The following is a 15,806-nucleotide window of genomic DNA, read 5'->3' as shown; positions in this document are numbered from 1 at the left end:
GTTTCAGCCCCAGATTCTCGAATTTTGGGGCTGGAACGTGCGGCCCACCGGGGCTTTCTGGCCGTGGTGCAGGATGGACGCGTGACTGACACACCCACGCCACGCTGGTTCTCGGCGACCGGCGACGGCCATTCGCAGTGGTACATCGAGCGGTTCCGCAAGATGGCCGCCGACGGTGCAGACCTCGCCGGCGAAGCGCGGTTCCTCGACACCCTGGTCGAACGCGGCTCCCGCATCCTCGACGCCGGCTGCGGGCCCGGCCGCATCGGTGCGGAGCTACACGACCGCGGCCACACCGTCGTCGGCGTCGACGTCGACCAGGAGCTGATCGAGGCCGCGCGTGTCGACCATCCCGGCCCCACGTGGATCAACGCCGACCTGTCGACTCTCGATCTGCCCTCGGCCGGCATCGACGAGAAGTTCGACGCCGCCATCTGCGCCGGCAACGTGATGCCCTTCCTCGCACCGGGCACAGGCGCCACCGTGCTGTCGAACCTGCGCCGCCACGTACGCCCCGACGGTCCGATCTCGATCGGCTTCGGAACCGACCGGGAGTACTCGCTCGCGGAGTTCGACGCCGACCTCGAAACCGCCGGTCTGCCCATCGAACACCGCTTCGCCACCTGGGACCTCCGCCCCTGGCACGACGACGCGTCCTTCGCCGTCACCGTGCTGCGCGTCCCCGCACCGTAAGCCCCGAACCCTTGGCCCTATACTTGCTGGAGCCCGGCGCACGCCGGGCACTCGTCCGTCCGGCTCGTACGCGCGCCACGGACACGGCCAGGTAGCTCAGTTGGTACGAGCGTCCGCCTGAAAAGCGGAAGGTCGGCGGTTCGATCCCGCCCCTGGCCACCCGAAATTCCGGGCCAAAGTCCCGATCGCCTCTCCCCCTCAGTGACCGTCGTTGACCCCTGTTTGCCGACCCTTGGGTTGCATGGGGGTTGCACGTGATCGAGCAGACATAGAACACGTGTTCGAACTCGTCGTACGCTGGTGTCGTGGGTAGACGCAGACCGATGTACGCGCCCCCGCCCCGGTTCACGCGGCACGTATGGGTGGCGACAGACCGCGGCCAGGAGCCAGAGCAAGGCTTCGTTCTGGAATGGCGACGACACGCGTACAAGTGGAGCGCGCTCGTCGTCCTGGTCCGCTCAGACGACACCAACCGCGCTGTGTTCGTCCAACGCTGGCTATCGGCTGAACACCTCGCTCCCGTCCGCACGTCCCCGACGACGCCCGAAGCCCACGACGGCTTCTGAGCGTCTGAGGATGCTTATCTCCACCCGACCCGGAAGCCACTGATTAGCGTTTGCCGCTTCTTGCCGATTTGCGTTCAGGTCGGAAAGTGGCCCCTGACCTGCGCAGATGCCACTCTGGCGCCCGCGGGCGATACGGACGAGTTCCGGTCGTTTCGCGACCAATCGCATGGGCCAGAGCATGGCCTAGAGGCCGCAGGGCGGGCTATGCCGCCAACACGCTTTCCAAGCCTGTCGTCAGTCGATCGGCGGAGTTCGGGAATGCTCGCGACTTGGAACCATCGGTACACGACCCGTGACCCGTACGCCCGCGAACGGGACCGAATGAGACCGCAAATGAGACCACGGCTGTCATACGCTTTGAAGTCATGAACGTAGACACGGTTCGTGCCGCCGTCGAGGCTGAGTTCAGGGTGACCGGAGCGAACACGCCCTCCTGGCCCGATCCGCATGCGGGCGCAGAGGACGAGCCTGATGAGGCCGAGTACTCCCGTGTCTCCGATCCTGCGAAGTATCGGATTCTCGGCGCTCGGGTCGAGGCGTGGCTTCGTGCGTTGACCGGGTTGGGTCTCGCGACGGTCAGCACGGTCGACGACATGAGCGCGATGTGGCGCGGGAAGAAGCCCGACAGCGGTCCGATCAGCCAGGCGCGCTGGGTGCGACCACACCGAACCGACGCCATCGCACTCCTGGTGTGCACTAGCGGCTTTAAAGGCCCGACCGACAACGGCGTTCTGCTTGGAGCCGGTACTCCAGCGGTTGAGATCGTGCTGCTCCCCGACTGCGGCTGCGATGCCTGCGACTCGGGGTCTGCGGAGCTACTAGAGGAATTGGATGATCACATCCTCGACGTGGTAACCGGCGCGTTCACCCACGTCGCCACTCCACGAGGGACCGTGCAGGGCGAACGCGACGGTTGGTCCGCGAGCGGGCCATGGGGCTTTGCGGAGGCCGAGCAAGTACTCGCTGATGCCAGGGCGAAGCGGTCCGCCTATCCGGTCGTGTCGGGGACGGCTTGGTGGTGACCTCTGCGGCGGAGCCTCGCCCGCGGATTAAAAGGCGTCGGCGAGACTGCGGCCATGCCGTGATTCCGTTGCTCGGTCGGTCCCGTCGAGTCGCGCGCAACGACCTTCGACTGGGGGCGTTGGGGTCAGTTTGGGGGTCACCTGGTGCCCAGCCGAAAGCCCTGCCCGAGCGGCCCGACCTGTGCCAGACTCGATGGTTCGATAGACCTGGGGAAGCAGTACGCAGTTCGCTACAAGTCGACGGTCCGTGTCGATCGCGATCGGGCCCGGGACCTGTCGAGGTCCCACGACGCTCGCCGGGTCTGTGCTTGAACAGCCGTTGCTGCACACCTCGGAGCATCCAGACACTCGCATCGACGATCCTCGGGGCTGATCTTCCGGAATCGGACTACGCGCCAGTCGCTGTCCCGGTAAGTTGTCCGGATGCCACCAGCAAAGCCAACGCCTCTGCGCGAACTGCACTTCGGTCACCTCGACGCCAACATGGAGGCAGTCGAGCAACCAGAACTCCTGCGGGCTGGCTTTTATGACTACCTCGAGGCGGCGTATGGCATCGCCGCGCGCCGCACGTGGGTCCTACTTGGTCCTAAGGGTGCAGGAAAGTCTGCAGTCTTAGAACACCTGCGTTTGGAGTGGCTCGACCGCTGGGACCGGTTCTTTGTTTGGTGGGACCTGCGTTCCTTTCCAGTGAATGACGTCACACGGATCCAGACCGGGCAGACTCCGGGTGCCTCTCGTGCGCAGTCCGCATGGGAGTTCCTTCTTCTCTTAAGAATATTCGGGTCGCTAGCGGAGGATGAGGGCATTAACGCGCCTCGAGAGTTTTACACGCTCCGTGACGACCTGCAACGGCAAGGTTTGATCTCAACAGACTGGAGGGCAAAGGTTGCTGAATGGTCGTCACTGACGGTCAAAATCAAGCTCAAGGTCGTCGATGTCACTACCTCAAGGACGACCGTCAAGTCCGCGACGCCTCTCGAGCTGTGCTCCATCTTGAAGGCCGCGATCGCAAGAGTTGAGACGACGAGCCAACATCTTGTGGCGCTCGACGGCCTTGACTCCTTCTTCTTCGAGACCGAGGACGAGCTGCGATCGTTAGCAGGCCTAATGCACGCGATTGAGTCGATCAATCGATACCTCCGAGGCCTTGACTCTCGTATATCCGTGGTGGCCGCCGTACGGTCAGACATCTTCGACGTGTTGCCCAGCGCCGAGCTCAACAAGATCAAGCCGCATTCGGTCCACCTCGACTGGAGCGCTCTCGGCATCGGAGCTGGCAACAAGTTGTGGAGTCTTGTCGAGAGTAAGGCCGCGGTGGCGCGCCCAGACCTAAAGAACCTGGTCAAGACCTACCTGCGTGGACCGGTTGACCTCGGCCCGTACACCGAAGTCTCAGAGTATCTGCTCGACTACACTCGACTTATACCTCGCGATCTGGTCTCGCTCATGGGGTACGTCCAGACGTCGCACCGTGGTTCGACGCCGGTAACATCCGATCATGCGCGCGAGGCCGTAAAAAGCTACAGTGAGCACTACTTTGAAGGCGAGATATTCGACAATCTCGCTGGGGTGCTCCCGTACGGGAACGAGCGCAAGCTCTCGGCCTTTCGTGATGCAATGCGCACACTTCCAACTCGCGTGTTTGTGTTCAGCGAGGTACAAGAAGACCTTGAGGGAAGCCTAGAGCCACGCGAGACCATGATGCTTCTGAAGCAGATGTTTGAGGTCGGCGGAATCGGTATTAGGAACGCGTCGGGAAAGATTGAGCATACGGACTTCGTCTTCCGTAAGGTCTCTGGTGCCGGATTCACGGCACGGTACGGGTTCGTCCTCCACAATGCGCTCACGAGGGCCTGGAACCGTCCCTGGCGATGATGGAAGGTCCGGGCACACCTGCCCCATCCCCTGATAGGTGCCGCTCGTAGGTCGGAGTGGAGCGTGTCAAGGGTGGCGCTTGCGCCATCACGGAGTGACGCGACGTAGGAGCGCCCTTGACTCGTGGAGCGGAGGCCGAAGACTGGACCGATCAGGGGACGGGGCTCGACGGCCAGGTCGACGAACTCGCCGCACGAGCTGATGCCTGACGACTCCTGCGTTCTGTGCGCGCGCCGGTAGCGAGGCGTGTAGCTCCGAGCGCGAGCGGCCCGGAACGGGCCGAAGGTCCGCATGCCCGGGCGCGTGGCGCGACGGAGCGAAGCGCGCCGCGTAGCGGCGCGCGCCCTTGATAAGGAGAGAGCCGGAATCGGCAACGTGGTCACGCGACCGGTGACGCGACCGCGTGTGTAACTCGGGTGAGACGATCGAGAGGTTCAGTCCGGGAGGCTGAATGGTTGGTCATCGAGCGGGACGGGCACAGTAGCGGATTCGAAGAAGGATGCGCTCGCCTCCACGTTGGTGCGGTAGCGGGCGCATAGTCCAAAGAAGCCAATGATGTATGCATAGTCCGTCCCGACGAACGCGCCGACTTCGTCGGTGTACCGCGGCATGGGTGGAAGCCAGTATCCGCGAACGTCGAGTTCGTCCAGCTGGCCCATCCGATGCAGCTCACGTCTGGCGCGGTCTCGCCAGAGGACGAACGTGACGTCCGAGCAGCCCGAGTCGCCGTTCAGGAAGCGGATGATACTCGGCGCGATTGGTAGGCCCTTCTCAGCAAGCACGCACCCGAGTTGCTTACCGAGGTAGCGAGCTAGGTTTGTGGCTTGTGCTGACCACGACATGCCGAACACATCGTTGAAGTCGAGGGTGTTGCAGTGCTCGAAGTGGTCTTGTCGTTCCCACACATACTCGGAGAAGCGCGTATACGCGATGTCGAACGGTTGTGAGCGGTGGTTGTTACAGGCACCGCAGAGGGATTGCTCCCAGCGAAGACCTGCACCCTTCTTCAGGCTTCGCAGGGTCCCGGAGTACCCCTCGCCGCCCTTGTAGACCGATGTGGGGTCGACCTGTCCATTCTCCCGTGCAAGACGCTTTAAGTCGCTGTGCTTGAACTTGTGTTCCCCCGTCGTTTCGGGGTCGCCGCACCACCAGCAAGCATTCGGCGTCCGGTGTGGCTCGTCCGGCTCGCTCATGGAAGGAAACTACAGACTCGTAGGGAGTTATAGGCAAGAACGGAGGAATCTGGAACACGGCGCTGATCGCGTTAGGGCTGCGCGGGTCCGGTGGGTAGTACTTCGGGTCCGGCGTAAACAGCGGCGGGCTCGGTGAGGCCTTCGCTGTGTCGATGCGTGATCGTGCCGAGGCGGCGGCATCCGATGCTCTCGTAGAGGGCGATGGCTCGCTTGTCCTTGAGCATCACGTCGAACGCGATCGGGCGTCCGTGCGTCACCGCGTAGGTTCCGGCGGCGAGCATCAGGTCGCGTCCTGCGCCGAGGTCGCGATGCGCAGGGTCGACGAACAGGCGTAGAGGGATCGTGAGCTCCTCGATGCTGCCGTCGGTTGCATCGCGCCACACTTGGGCGGCGTCGTCGTCTGGTGTCGCTTGCGCCAGCGTGATCTGGCCGATGATCGTGCCGTCGTACTCGGCGGTCCAGCTTGCGAGTTCTGTGTCGGGAGTGAGCCATGCTTCGGGATCGGCAACGCCCTCGACGGGGTATCCGTCGAGCGCATGGACTCGAACGAGTACCTGAGCGAGTTCGGTTAGGTCGTCCTCGTGGCGTCGTCGGACGAGTGCGGCTTGGCCGGGCATCAGTCGTCGACCGGCATCCGGTAGTCAAGTCCCATGAAGTCGGCCCGCATCACGAATCGGGTGACCTCGAACGGGGTTCGGTCCTGGTCGATCCCGGTGTGTACGACTTCGAGCACAGGTACGCCTTCGGGGAGCTGCAGTCCGTCGGCCTCGGCCGGCGACGGCATGCGGGCGGTCACTTCCTCGCGTGTGTAGGTGATCGCGTGTCCCTTCTCCTCAAACCGGGCGTACAGGTCGCCCTTGCCGAGACGGTCACCCGTCATAGCGAGCGGTGAGCCGTCGGCGATTTGCGACGGGATGTAGGTGATGCCGACCTGCATCGGCTCCTCGTCGGCGTAGTACCAGTTCTCGCGACGAATCACGGTGCTGTCGGCATCGAGGTCGAGCCGCTCGGCCACGTCGTCGGGCGGGGTCACGGTCGTCACGCTGGTGCACTTCGCGGAAGGCTCCCGGCCCTGAGCGGTGACCTCGGCGTGGTACGGCGAGATGCCGGTCTCGTCGCGTAGACGCTTCGAGTAGCGGCTCTGACCGAACCTCATCAGCCGTGCCTTGTTACGCACGAACACGCCTCTGCCGTGCTCCGCCGTGACGAGTCCGGATTCTGCGAGCTGGCGGATCGCCTCACGAGCCGTATTGCGGGCCACGTCGTGCTCCGTTGCCAATGCGCGCTCCGAGGGGAGGCGGTCACCCGGCGCGAGTTCACCGGCTGCGATCTGTTCGCGAAGGTATGCGGCGAGCTGTCTGCTCGGTGTTCCAGCGCCTTGCGCGCTTCTTTCGGTCGTACCCATGCAGCGAGCGTATACCCAACTGGCTTGGACCAGTACTTGACAACTGGCTCAAGCCAGTGTTCAATCGGTCACATAGCAACTGGCTTAAGCCAGTATCGATTTGAAGGAGAGAGCAATGAACGTAGGTACTTCACTTCCGGTAGAGACCACCGCTGACCGTTGGGCCGTCGTGGTCGGCGGGATGGGTGCTCCGGTGAAGCCGCGTGAGAAGGCGGCTCCGACCGGCGAGCAGACCCACAGCTCGGGCTGCATTCTGATGGTGCAGCGCAAGGACGGCAGCGTGCAGCCGGACAAGACCGCGAGCGTGCACGTGCTCAAGCCCGCGACGGTCTACGAGTTCGGGACGTTCTACGAAGCGCGCGGCCGGGTCTGGGTCCAGCCGTACGAGAGCAACGAGCGCATGGCGCTGTCGATCACCGTCGAGCAGCTCGTCCCGATCGGCTCCGATGCCGGGTCGACCTCAACGCCGGCGGCGGGCAAGTCGGCGCGTAGCGCGAGCAAGGAAGAGGCCGCGTAATGCGTGGCCTGGCCGACCCGATCGTCGTCTCGACCGGTGCCGAACTCGGGTACCCGTGCGCGGTGTGCAATGACCTGGCCGCGCAGGCTGCTGGCGATCTGTGCGGGTTCTGCTCGCTCACGGGCGTGGTGGTGTGCACGCGGTGCGGTGGTGTGCAGGAGCAGTACGGGCCGTGCATTCACTGCGAGAGCGGTCGGTGAGTCGTCGTGTTCTCGCTACGTAGTCGTGGTCGGGGTGGGTCGCTCGGGCGGCCTGCCCTGGCCGGTGAGGTCTGCACCTGCGGCGCACCCGCTGCGGTGGTGTTCGACGATCCCCGGCTGGGTGCGGCGTTCGGTTCCTGTCTGGCCGCCGAGGCGGCTTCGCATTCTCGGGTGGGCGCTTGTCCGTTCTGTGGTGTCTCGGGGCCGCATCGAACGGGCGGCGTCTGCCCCTCCTACACCGTGCGTCCGGCCTGGGCTCTTGAACCCGCCCGACGCGCCCTCGCCACAACAGTTGGAGGCGACCTGTCATGACTACCGAGATTGTCCGTATCCGCCCGGCGAAGCTCCGCATTTCGCTGTGGCTGCTGGCAGCCGGGTGGCTGATCGTCAAAGTTGCCCGGATCGTCGGCTGGCTGCTCCTCCGCCCGGTCCGTCTCGTTGCCCTCGGCCTGGGCGGCCTGTTGGGCTGGTCGCTCAGCTCCTACGGCCTCCCGCTTCTCGCCGGCCTGGTCCTGTTCGGCCTTGCTGGTCTCGGGTTGTGGGCGTGGCGTCGACCTGAGGCATTCCGTCAGCGGGTGGTCTGGCGGCTACACGGACGGCTGCGGCGGTTCCGGCTGCGTCGCCGCTGGGACGGCGTGATCGCGGGCTGCGGGCTGACGGGCAAGGACCCGGACGGCAGCGTGGTGTTCCCGTCGGTGGGTTCGGTGGTGTCGTCGCCGTCGATGGACCGGTTCCTGACGCGGATTCCTGCGGGTCAGACCATCGGCGACTGGACGGCTAAGGCCGACGCGCTGGCTGTGGGGTTGAATGCCGAGTCGTGTCGGATTCGCACACCCGGCAGGCGTGCCGGGGTCATGCCGTGGACACGTCGCCGTGGGTTTGAACGGCGGGTGGTGCGGGTCGAGCTGATCCGTCACGACGTTCTCTCGCAGCCGGTGCAGCCCTTCGGCGTGGCTGAGTCGCCCGCGTTGAAACGGCTCCCGGTCGCGCTCACTGAGGACGGCACACCGTATCGGCTGCGGCTGCTCGGCACGCATCTGTTGATCGTCGGTCAGACCGGCGCGGGCAAAGGGTCCGTGTTGTGGTCGATCGTCAACCACGTTGCACCCGGCATCTCCTCGGGGCTGGTGCGGGTGGTCGGGTTTGATCCGAAGTTCAACGAGCTGACCATGGGCGCACCTCTGTTCCACCAGCTGTACGACGGGGACGGGTCGGTGATGGCCGACGGCCTCGAGCGCCTGGTCGCCGTCAACGACGAACGTAAGAAGGCGATGCGCGGTAGGTCTCGTCTGCACGTCCCGACCGTCGACGAGCCGTTCTACCTCGTGCTCGTCGACGAGCTGGCCGCACTGATCGCCTACATGGCCGACAAGGCCGCGAAGAAGCGGATCGAGGCGGCGTTGTCGACGCTGCTCACCCAAGGACGGGCACAGGCCATCACCGTGGTCGGCGCGGTCCAGGACCCGCGTAAGGAGATTCTGTCCATGCGGGACCTGTTCCCGTCCCGTGTCGCGCTGAGTCTGCGCACGTCCGAGCAGGTCGACATGGTGCTCGGTGACGGAGCCCGGGAACGGGGCGCGCTGTGTGACCAGATTCCGCTGGCGCTGCCCGGAACGGGTTATGCCGTGGTCGACGGGGTTCCCGACCCAGTACGGCTCCGCTTTCCGTTCACCTCCGATGAGCAGATTCGCGCTCTCGCGGCCGCGCATCCCGCACCGCGCGACGCGGAAGTGATCGACCTCGACGCACGGCGCGACACCTCGTCGAGCGACACCGACGTTGACGCCGAGCAGACCGAGACCGACGACGCGCAGGCTGAGGAGGGGGAAGCGTCATGAGCGCGAACCTCGACGGGCAGCTCGTGTTGCCGGTACCCGACCCCGACCATGCCGCGCAGCTTGCACGCCGGATCACGCCGGGCTGGCAGACACAGGCCGCCTGCGGCGACACCCACGGCGACGTGTTCTTCCCCGAACTCGACGAACGGGGCGCATCGATGGAGGCTGCTGCGCTCGCGACGTGCAACGGATGCCGGGTCCGGTCCTCCTGCCGCGCGGCTGCGCTGCTCAACGCCGAACAAGGCATCTGGGGCGGAACGACCGAAGCCGACCGCGCCCGGATGCTGTCCGCACTCGATCGCGGTGTGTCGGTCGACGCGGTCCTCGTCGAGACCATCCGGCCACGCCTCGACGACCAGGGGGCGGCGGCATGAACGGCGCAACGGTGGTCGACCTGTTCGCTGGCCCGGGCGGCTGGGACGAGGGCATGCGCCTTGCGGGCTGCACGTCGGTGACCGGGATCGACGTTGACGAGGCCGCGTGTGCGACCGCCAGAGCCGCAGGTCATGCCCGCGTGTGCGCCGACGTCGCGGCTACCGACCCGTGCGAGTACGCCGGCGTGTACGGGTTGGTGGCCTCGCCGCCGTGTCAGGCCTGGTCTCCGGCCGGTCTACGCCGCGGGGAGGACGACCGCACCAACTGCCACACGCTGGCCGACCGCATGGCCGACGGCGACGACTCGACGGCCTGGACCGCATGGGCCGATCCACGTTCGGCGCTGGTCTGTCAGCCGATCCGCTGGATACGCGAGCTCCGACCGGCCGTGGTCGGGCTCGAGGAAGTCCCACCCGTACGCGGGCTGTGGGAACACTTCGCCCGCATCCTGTCCGGATGGGGCTACACGACGTGGGTCGGTGTCATCAACGCCGCCGACTACGGCGTCCCGCAGACTCGCAAACGCGCCATCCTGCTGGCCCGCTCCGACAGGCTCGTTCTCCCACCCGAACCGACGCACTCACGTGACGGCGACGACGGCGACCTGTTCGGCGGCGCCCGCATGCCGTGGGTGTCGATGGCTGCCGCGCTCGGCTGGGGCATCGACGACCAGCCGTCGTGCACCGTCTCGTCGGGCGGCACACAGACCGGTGGCGCAGAGCCGTTCGCGAACGCCCGCTACCGCCACAAACTCGCCACCCACATGGCCGCAGCCGGGTCGACCGGACTCGCCACACCCAAAGACGCCGAGGCAGGGCCAGCGGACACGGTGACCGGCAAAGGAACCGCCGTCTGGCTTCCAACTCGCCCAAGTGATGGCGACTGGTTCCGCCATCGACCCGCGACGACGGTGGTCGGCTCCTACAGCCCCGACGTGATCGCACCTCCGGGCTACCGCACCCGCACCTCCCGGCAGAACGCCGACGGCGGGGTCCGTGTCTCGGTCGTCGAGGCGGGCGTCCTGCAGGGGTTCCGGCCCGACTACCCGTGGCAAGGCTCACGCACCAAGCAGTACGAACAGGTCGGCAACGCGATCCCACCCCCACTCGCAGCCCATCTGGCAACCGCACTCGGACTCGGAATCGGGCTCGACGACACCCAGCACGTCACAACCAAGGAGGCGGCATGAGTGACTGCACCTGCGCACAGTGTGTGCTGAAGCACGCACAACAGAACGCCGAACCAGGACGGCCGGGCACACTGTCGCCATCGCAGCAACCGGACGTGGCGATGCCGCGCATGTGCGTGCAATGCCATCACGTCTGGTTCCCCCTCGACGGCTGGGAACCACCCGGCGGCACCGCGGCTCTCATCGAACGGGTGCCGGTCGAACTGCGCCCCCTGCTCCAGGTTCTGGCTTACATCGTGTGCGAGGTCGAGGCAGCCGGACCCGTTGCCCGGCTGGCCCTTCCGGAGGTCGACGACCAGGGCCGCATCGTGGCCGCGCTCGTCGATGCCGGACTCATCGAAACCCACCCGAGCCCGTCTGGTCTTCGGCGCTGGACACGTACCGAGAAGGGCGACGAATCCGATGACTGACATGAACGGCGCCCAACTGTTGGAGATGGCCGAACTGGCCGGGGTCTGCGTGCGTCCGGTGATCCGTAAACGCATCGACCTCGACACCGGTGAAGAGCACTATGTGCCGATTCCGTGCGGCTCGACGCGGGCGAACGTGTGCGGCCCGTGTGCCGAGAAGGCGCGCCAGCTGCGCATCACCCAATGCCGCGAAGGCTGGCACCGCGATGTCGAGCCCGACGGATTCGACGTCGAACCTGGACCCGACCCTGAGCAGGACGGTGACCAGGCCGATAAGCCTGAGGAGGTCGAGGAGGCTTCTGCTCGTCGTAGGCGTTCGACCAGACGGCGCGATGATGCGGGCGATCTGCCGAAGTCACCAACAGCGGACACGACACTCGGGCGGACATTCACGTCACCGGACGGGAAGTCGTATCGGCCGTCAATGTTCCTGACCTTCACACTCCCGTCCTACGGGCCGGTTCACACCGCCAGTCGTCGGGGTGGGCGGGTTGTGCGGTGCCGGTGCGGTGGCAGGCATTCGGAGTCGGAGGGGATTGCGGGGACGCCGATCGATCCGAAATACGGCTACGACTACCGCAAGGCCGCGTTGGATGCGTTGCACTTTCCCAAGCTCGTCGACAGGCTGTTTCAGAACCTGCGCCGGGCGGCGGACTACAAGGTGCAGTACTTCGCCACCGTCGAACCACAGCACCGGCTCGCGCTGCATCTGCACGCCGCGGTACGCGGGACGATTCCCCGCAAGACAGTGCGTCAGGTCGTGGACGGCACCTACCACCAGGTCTGGTGGCCCCAACACACCGAACCCGTCTACACCGGTGGCCGGCTTCCGGTCTGGGACGACTACCAGGGCGGCTACGTCGACCCCGACAGCCGCGTCCTGTTGCCGTCGTGGGATCAGGCGATTGATGCGATCGACCCCGAGAACGACGAGCCGGCATATGTGATCCGCGCGGGCAAGCAGTTCGACTACCAGGGCCTGATCGCGACCAACGAGCGTGAGGTCGCGAACTCGGTGCGGTATCTGACGAAGTACCTCACCAAGTCGATCGCGGAAACCTACGACCCCGACACCCTGAGCAAGCCACAGCGCGAGCACCGTGACCGGCTCCACCGTGAGGTTCGGTGGCTGCCGTGTTCCCCGAAGTGTGCGAACTGGCTGCGGTTCGGGGTCCAGCCCAAGGACGCTGCCGAGGGGATGCGTCCCGGTGAGTGTGGCAAGAAGGCCCACGAGCTCAACAACCTCGGCCACGGCGGCAGACGTGTCCTCGTGTCACGTCAGTGGTCCGGCAAACGACTCGACGAGCACAAGGCCGACCGTGCCGCCGTCGTGCGTGAGGTTCTCGACGAGGCCGGTATCGAGATGCCCGACACCGACCGGTACGCCGCCGATGCCGTCAACGACGACGGCGACCCACGCTACCGGTGGGAATCACTGAACCTCGACCTGGCCGACGGCGACGCCGACAACGTGCCCATCTTCCGCGAACTCGTCCGCCAAGCCATCACCGAACGCAACCGATGGCGCACCCAATACGAACGAGCCCGCGAGGTCATCGCCTCCCGCGACCGACCACCCGAAAACTGTTCGGCAACTCAATCAACCGCCGTGTCCGATGCGGCATAACCGGAAGGGACAGCACACGATGGAACGCCTACTGAGAGTTGATGAGGCCGCAGAGGTGCTTGGGACGACGGAACGATTTCCTCGTCGTCTCATCGCCGAACGTCGAATCCGGTATGTCAAGGTCGGTCGCCATGTGCGAATCCCTGAGGCTGCGATCGCCGAGTATGTCGAAGCACAGACGATTCAGCCGCTGGTGGTCTCGTGGTCAGGTGGTAGGGCCGCATGATGGCCAGACGGCAGTTCGGCAAGGTTGTTCGGCAACGCTCCGGCCGCTATCAAGCGTCGTTCATCGGGCCTGATGGCCGCCGACAGTACGCTCCGCACACCTTTACGAGGAAGGCAGACGCGTCGCGGTGGCTCTCGAAGGTGGAGTCGGACCTTAGCCGTGGAACCTGGCGAAACGAGGCGTTAGCTCGTGCACTGTTCGAGGACTACGCCACGGACTACCTCGAGGAGAGTCCCGATATCGGTGAGCGGTGGGCCGAAACGTGCCATCGCAACATGCGGCTGCACATGGGCGATCTCCTCGACATGACGCTCGCGGAGATCACCCCGGCCATCGTGCGTGCCTGGTACCGGAAAGCGTTGGCAGGCAAGGGAGGTCGGCGTTCGATTCAACAGTCGTACGCCTTCTTGCACGCCGTAATGAATGCCGCGGTGCGCGACGATGCGATAGAGCGGAACCCGTGCACCATCAAGGGTGCGACCGCTGACATGGCTGATGAACGCCCGATTGCCACGGCTCGCGAAGTCGCCCAGCTCATAGAAACGATCACACCTCGATATCGGGCGGCCGTCGCGTTGGCTGCTTGGTGCGGTATCCGGCGCGGTGAGGTCTGTGCGCTTCGCGTGGAGGACGTCGACCTGGAAGCGGGGACCGTGTGGGTACGACGGAACCGGGTCGAGCTGCTGGAATCGCAGCGTGCGTACGACAAGGACCCGAAGACCCGCGCCGGTCGTCGGCCAGTCACGATTCCGCCTCATGTTCTGCCCGTCGTACGCGAGCATGCGCAGGACTGGGCGGGTGAGGAGTACTTCTTCGTCGGTCGGGACGGTTCGCGCATGCGTGGCAACGCGGTGTACCAGGCGCACGTCCGCGCACGCAAGAAGCTCGGACTCGACCTCGCGTTTCACGATCTACGACACACGGGACAGAGCCTCGCGGCCGCCGCTGGGGCCAACCTCGCAGACCTCAAGCTGCGGCTCGGCCACTCGTCCTCGGCTGCGGCCAACCGTTACCTGCACGCAGTGGAGGGCCGTGATTCAGTGATCGCGGCGGCGCTGAGCGACCTTGCCAGCGCGCGCCCCGATGATCGGCCGGCTGAGACCGATGGCGCCGAAGACAGCGGCGATGAGTTGCGTGAGGGTTGCACGGACGATGAACTACCCTCCTGACCTGCGGAAATGGCTAGGCCTGAAAAGCGGAAGGTCGGCGGTTCGATCCCGCCCCTGGCCACCCAGAATTCCGGGCCAAAGTCCCGATCCACCTCACCGCATCTGACCATGATTGACCGTCGTTTGCCGGGAGATGTCGCACGTGGACCGCTCTCCGGTTCACGCGACACGCCTGCGTGGTGACGGTGCGCGGACACCGGGCCGAACACGTCGACCAGCGTGCGTGCCGTTGATTGGTCTGCATTGCCTTTTACCCGACCACAACCGGGCCTGGGCCTCAACGAACGCCGCAGTCGTCGCGGGTGACGTAACGGACCTGGAGTGTCACATACCAGGGTGCTGCGTCGTCGTACGGGCGAGAAGCCACGGCTGAAGCTCGAGTGGAGGATGCGAAGCGATGCCAAGCCAACGCGAGGTGGACGGCGCCAGGATCAGGCAGCAGATCGACAAGATCGTCGAAGGAATCCAAACCCAGGATCTCGAGAGTCTGAAACAGCTTTACGCAACTGATGTCGAGTCCTTCGACATCGAACCGCCGCTACAACATGCCGGGCTGGCCGCGAAGTCGAAGAACTGGGCGAGCGCGTTCGCGTTCATCCACGATTCACGCTATGAACTCCGCGACCTGACACTCACGGTGGGCGACGACGTGGCTTACGGGCACGCCTTCGGTCGGCTCAGCGGAACGCTGCAGGACGGGACGGTCACGAACGGCATGTGGGTCCGGGTCACCTATTGCTTCCGCAAGATCGACGGCAACTGGTTGATAACGCACGACCACGTCTCCGTACCGTTCGACCTGGCGAGCGGCACCGGAGTGACCAACCTCGAGCCGTGATCAGCACCAAGGCCGTGCAGATGATCCAGGTTTGCAGAGCTCAACGTCAGTTGCGGAGCGTAACCTCGGCCCGATGACAGAGAACAAGGCGCGACTAGCCCGAGTCGTGATGATGTGCGGTCCAGGTGGCGCCGGCAAGACCACGTACGCCAAGCGCCTGGAGGGCAATGGCTGGACGCGTTTGTCGTTCGAGGTGGAGTTCTGGGATCGTGGAATCACGACGATGCCCTCGGCCGAAGTGGTCGCCGAGGTGGCCGCAGAGCTGAAGGCACGCTTGTTGCGCCAGGTCGTGGCGGGGAACGATGTCGTGCTCGACTTCGGATTCTGGTTCCGGCGACAGCGCGATGAGTTCCGCGCACTGCTCGCACCGGAGGGCATCGTGCCGGAGACCGTCTACATTGCGACGAGCCTGGAGACCATCCTGAGCCGGGTCGGTGACCGACACGGCAGGCGGGCGGACGATTGGCCACTCACCGAACAGACGGCGACGGAGTACTTCGAGCGATTCGAGCCACCGACGCCCGAAGAGGGTCCGCTCGAGGTGGTCCGCTAGACGTGGCGTCGCACATCACCCGGCGAAACGTTCTGCAGCAGAACTCGATACACGTAACGGCACGGATTCCGACGCATCGGATGAGTACGCATACTCATGTGCGCGCAGGT

General features: G+C 65.3%; 17 protein-coding genes and 1 tRNA gene. 15 read left to right on the top strand and 3 right to left on the bottom strand.

What is annotated here, in order from left to right; translation table 11 throughout:
* The first annotated feature begins 81 nt into the window (after positions 1-81).
* From MU582_03400 to MU582_03380, 5 genes are all read left to right on the top strand, one after another.
* On the top strand, positions 82-693 hold the full coding sequence (locus tag MU582_03400; GenBank protein ID UPK75702.1) for a class I SAM-dependent methyltransferase: 612 nt from the start codon (positions 82-84) through the stop codon (positions 691-693).
* 85 nt (positions 694-778) lie between these two features.
* Positions 779-852 (top strand) — tRNA-Phe (locus MU582_03395).
* A gap of 146 nt (positions 853-998) precedes the next feature.
* Positions 999-1,259 (top strand): hypothetical protein, encoded by a 261-nt coding sequence (locus MU582_03390; protein UPK75701.1) that lies wholly within the window; start codon positions 999-1,001, stop codon positions 1,257-1,259.
* A 365-nt stretch (positions 1,260-1,624) separates the two neighbouring features.
* Positions 1,625-2,281, top strand: a complete 657-nt coding sequence (locus MU582_03385; protein ID UPK75700.1) for a DUF6226 family protein — start codon at positions 1,625-1,627, stop codon at positions 2,279-2,281.
* 423 nt (positions 2,282-2,704) lie between these two features.
* Positions 2,705-4,156 (top strand): hypothetical protein, encoded by a 1,452-nt coding sequence (locus MU582_03380; GenBank protein UPK75699.1) that lies wholly within the window; start codon positions 2,705-2,707, stop codon positions 4,154-4,156.
* A 434-nt stretch (positions 4,157-4,590) separates the two neighbouring features.
* Here MU582_03380 and MU582_03375 read toward each other — a convergent pair whose 3' ends face one another.
* From MU582_03375 to MU582_03365, 3 genes are all read right to left on the bottom strand, one after another.
* A complete protein-coding gene (locus MU582_03375; GenBank protein UPK75698.1) occupies positions 4,591-5,349 on the bottom strand; it encodes a hypothetical protein in 759 nt (252 codons plus the stop codon).
* A gap of 71 nt (positions 5,350-5,420) precedes the next feature.
* Positions 5,421-5,966 carry a GNAT family N-acetyltransferase gene (locus MU582_03370; protein ID UPK75697.1) on the bottom strand — a complete coding sequence of 182 codons (546 nt, stop codon included), beginning with the start codon at positions 5,964-5,966 and terminating at the stop codon, positions 5,421-5,423.
* Positions 5,966-6,754, bottom strand: coding sequence for a GntR family transcriptional regulator (locus tag MU582_03365; GenBank protein ID UPK75696.1), 789 nt, complete (start codon positions 6,752-6,754; stop codon positions 5,966-5,968). The genes MU582_03370 and MU582_03365 overlap by 1 nt, the downstream gene beginning before the upstream one ends.
* Positions 6,755-6,869: 115 nt before the next feature.
* On the opposite strand from MU582_03365, the gene MU582_03360 reads away from it, so the two are divergent.
* From MU582_03360 to MU582_03315, 10 genes are all read left to right on the top strand, one after another.
* The gene (locus MU582_03360; GenBank protein ID UPK75695.1) at positions 6,870-7,271 is read left to right on the top strand and encodes a hypothetical protein; all 402 of its coding nucleotides are present in this window, start codon (positions 6,870-6,872) and stop codon (positions 7,269-7,271) included.
* Entirely contained in the window at positions 7,271-7,471 is a 201-nt protein-coding gene (locus tag MU582_03355; GenBank protein ID UPK75694.1) for a hypothetical protein, read from the top strand. Before MU582_03360 ends, MU582_03355 begins: the two co-directional genes overlap by 1 nt.
* Before the next feature lie 308 nt (positions 7,472-7,779).
* Positions 7,780-9,309, top strand: coding sequence for a hypothetical protein (locus MU582_03350; GenBank protein ID UPK75693.1), 1,530 nt, complete (start codon positions 7,780-7,782; stop codon positions 9,307-9,309).
* A complete protein-coding gene (locus MU582_03345) occupies positions 9,306-9,683 on the top strand; it encodes a WhiB family transcriptional regulator (protein UPK75692.1) in 378 nt (125 codons plus the stop codon). The genes MU582_03350 and MU582_03345 overlap by 4 nt, the downstream gene beginning before the upstream one ends.
* Entirely contained in the window at positions 9,680-10,873 is a 1,194-nt protein-coding gene (locus MU582_03340) for a DNA cytosine methyltransferase (protein ID UPK75691.1), read from the top strand. The genes MU582_03345 and MU582_03340 overlap by 4 nt, the downstream gene beginning before the upstream one ends.
* Complete coding sequence (locus MU582_03335) at positions 10,870-11,283, top strand: hypothetical protein (GenBank protein UPK75690.1); 414 nt, start codon at positions 10,870-10,872, stop codon at positions 11,281-11,283. The genes MU582_03340 and MU582_03335 overlap by 4 nt, the downstream gene beginning before the upstream one ends.
* On the top strand, positions 11,276-12,910 hold the full coding sequence (locus MU582_03330; GenBank protein UPK75689.1) for a replication initiation protein: 1,635 nt from the start codon (positions 11,276-11,278) through the stop codon (positions 12,908-12,910). The genes MU582_03335 and MU582_03330 overlap by 8 nt, the downstream gene beginning before the upstream one ends.
* Positions 12,911-13,276: 366 nt before the next feature.
* The gene (locus tag MU582_03325; protein UPK75688.1) at positions 13,277-14,305 is read left to right on the top strand and encodes a site-specific integrase; all 1,029 of its coding nucleotides are present in this window, start codon (positions 13,277-13,279) and stop codon (positions 14,303-14,305) included.
* 397 nt (positions 14,306-14,702) lie between these two features.
* Positions 14,703-15,143 (top strand): nuclear transport factor 2 family protein, encoded by a 441-nt coding sequence (locus tag MU582_03320; GenBank protein UPK75687.1) that lies wholly within the window; start codon positions 14,703-14,705, stop codon positions 15,141-15,143.
* Positions 15,144-15,216: 73 nt separating this feature from the next.
* Positions 15,217-15,696, top strand: coding sequence for an ATP-binding protein (locus tag MU582_03315; protein ID UPK75686.1), 480 nt, complete (start codon positions 15,217-15,219; stop codon positions 15,694-15,696).
* The last annotated feature ends 110 nt before the right edge of the window (positions 15,697-15,806 follow it).

Source organism: Nocardioidaceae bacterium SCSIO 66511, assembly GCA_023100825.1.
GTDB lineage: Bacteria > Actinomycetota > Actinomycetes > Propionibacteriales > Nocardioidaceae > Solicola.
This window is presented reverse-complemented; position numbering and strand designations above follow the sequence as displayed.

What these genes read in the sequence shown, in the direction of transcription:
- MU582_03385 (UPK75700.1), top strand. Translation starts at nt 1,625, where the DNA reads ATGAACGTAGACACGGTTCGTGCCGCCGTCGAGGCTGAGTTCAGGGTG.
- MU582_03380 (UPK75699.1), top strand. Translation starts at nt 2,705, where the DNA reads ATGCCACCAGCAAAGCCAACGCCTCTGCGCGAACTGCACTTCGGTCAC.
- MU582_03375 (UPK75698.1), bottom strand. Translation starts at nt 5,349, where the DNA reads ATGAGCGAGCCGGACGAGCCACACCGGACGCCGAATGCTTGCTGGTGG.
- MU582_03370 (UPK75697.1), bottom strand. Translation starts at nt 5,966, where the DNA reads ATGCCCGGCCAAGCCGCACTCGTCCGACGACGCCACGAGGACGACCTA.
- MU582_03365 (UPK75696.1), bottom strand. Translation starts at nt 6,754, where the DNA reads ATGGGTACGACCGAAAGAAGCGCGCAAGGCGCTGGAACACCGAGCAGA.
- MU582_03360 (UPK75695.1), top strand. Translation starts at nt 6,870, where the DNA reads ATGAACGTAGGTACTTCACTTCCGGTAGAGACCACCGCTGACCGTTGG.
- MU582_03355 (UPK75694.1), top strand. Translation starts at nt 7,271, where the DNA reads ATGCGTGGCCTGGCCGACCCGATCGTCGTCTCGACCGGTGCCGAACTC.
- MU582_03350 (UPK75693.1), top strand. Translation starts at nt 7,780, where the DNA reads ATGACTACCGAGATTGTCCGTATCCGCCCGGCGAAGCTCCGCATTTCG.
- MU582_03345 (UPK75692.1), top strand. Translation starts at nt 9,306, where the DNA reads ATGAGCGCGAACCTCGACGGGCAGCTCGTGTTGCCGGTACCCGACCCC.
- MU582_03340 (UPK75691.1), top strand. Translation starts at nt 9,680, where the DNA reads ATGAACGGCGCAACGGTGGTCGACCTGTTCGCTGGCCCGGGCGGCTGG.
- MU582_03335 (UPK75690.1), top strand. Translation starts at nt 10,870, where the DNA reads ATGAGTGACTGCACCTGCGCACAGTGTGTGCTGAAGCACGCACAACAG.
- MU582_03330 (UPK75689.1), top strand. Translation starts at nt 11,276, where the DNA reads ATGACTGACATGAACGGCGCCCAACTGTTGGAGATGGCCGAACTGGCC.
- MU582_03320 (UPK75687.1), top strand. Translation starts at nt 14,703, where the DNA reads ATGCCAAGCCAACGCGAGGTGGACGGCGCCAGGATCAGGCAGCAGATC.
- MU582_03315 (UPK75686.1), top strand. Translation starts at nt 15,217, where the DNA reads ATGACAGAGAACAAGGCGCGACTAGCCCGAGTCGTGATGATGTGCGGT.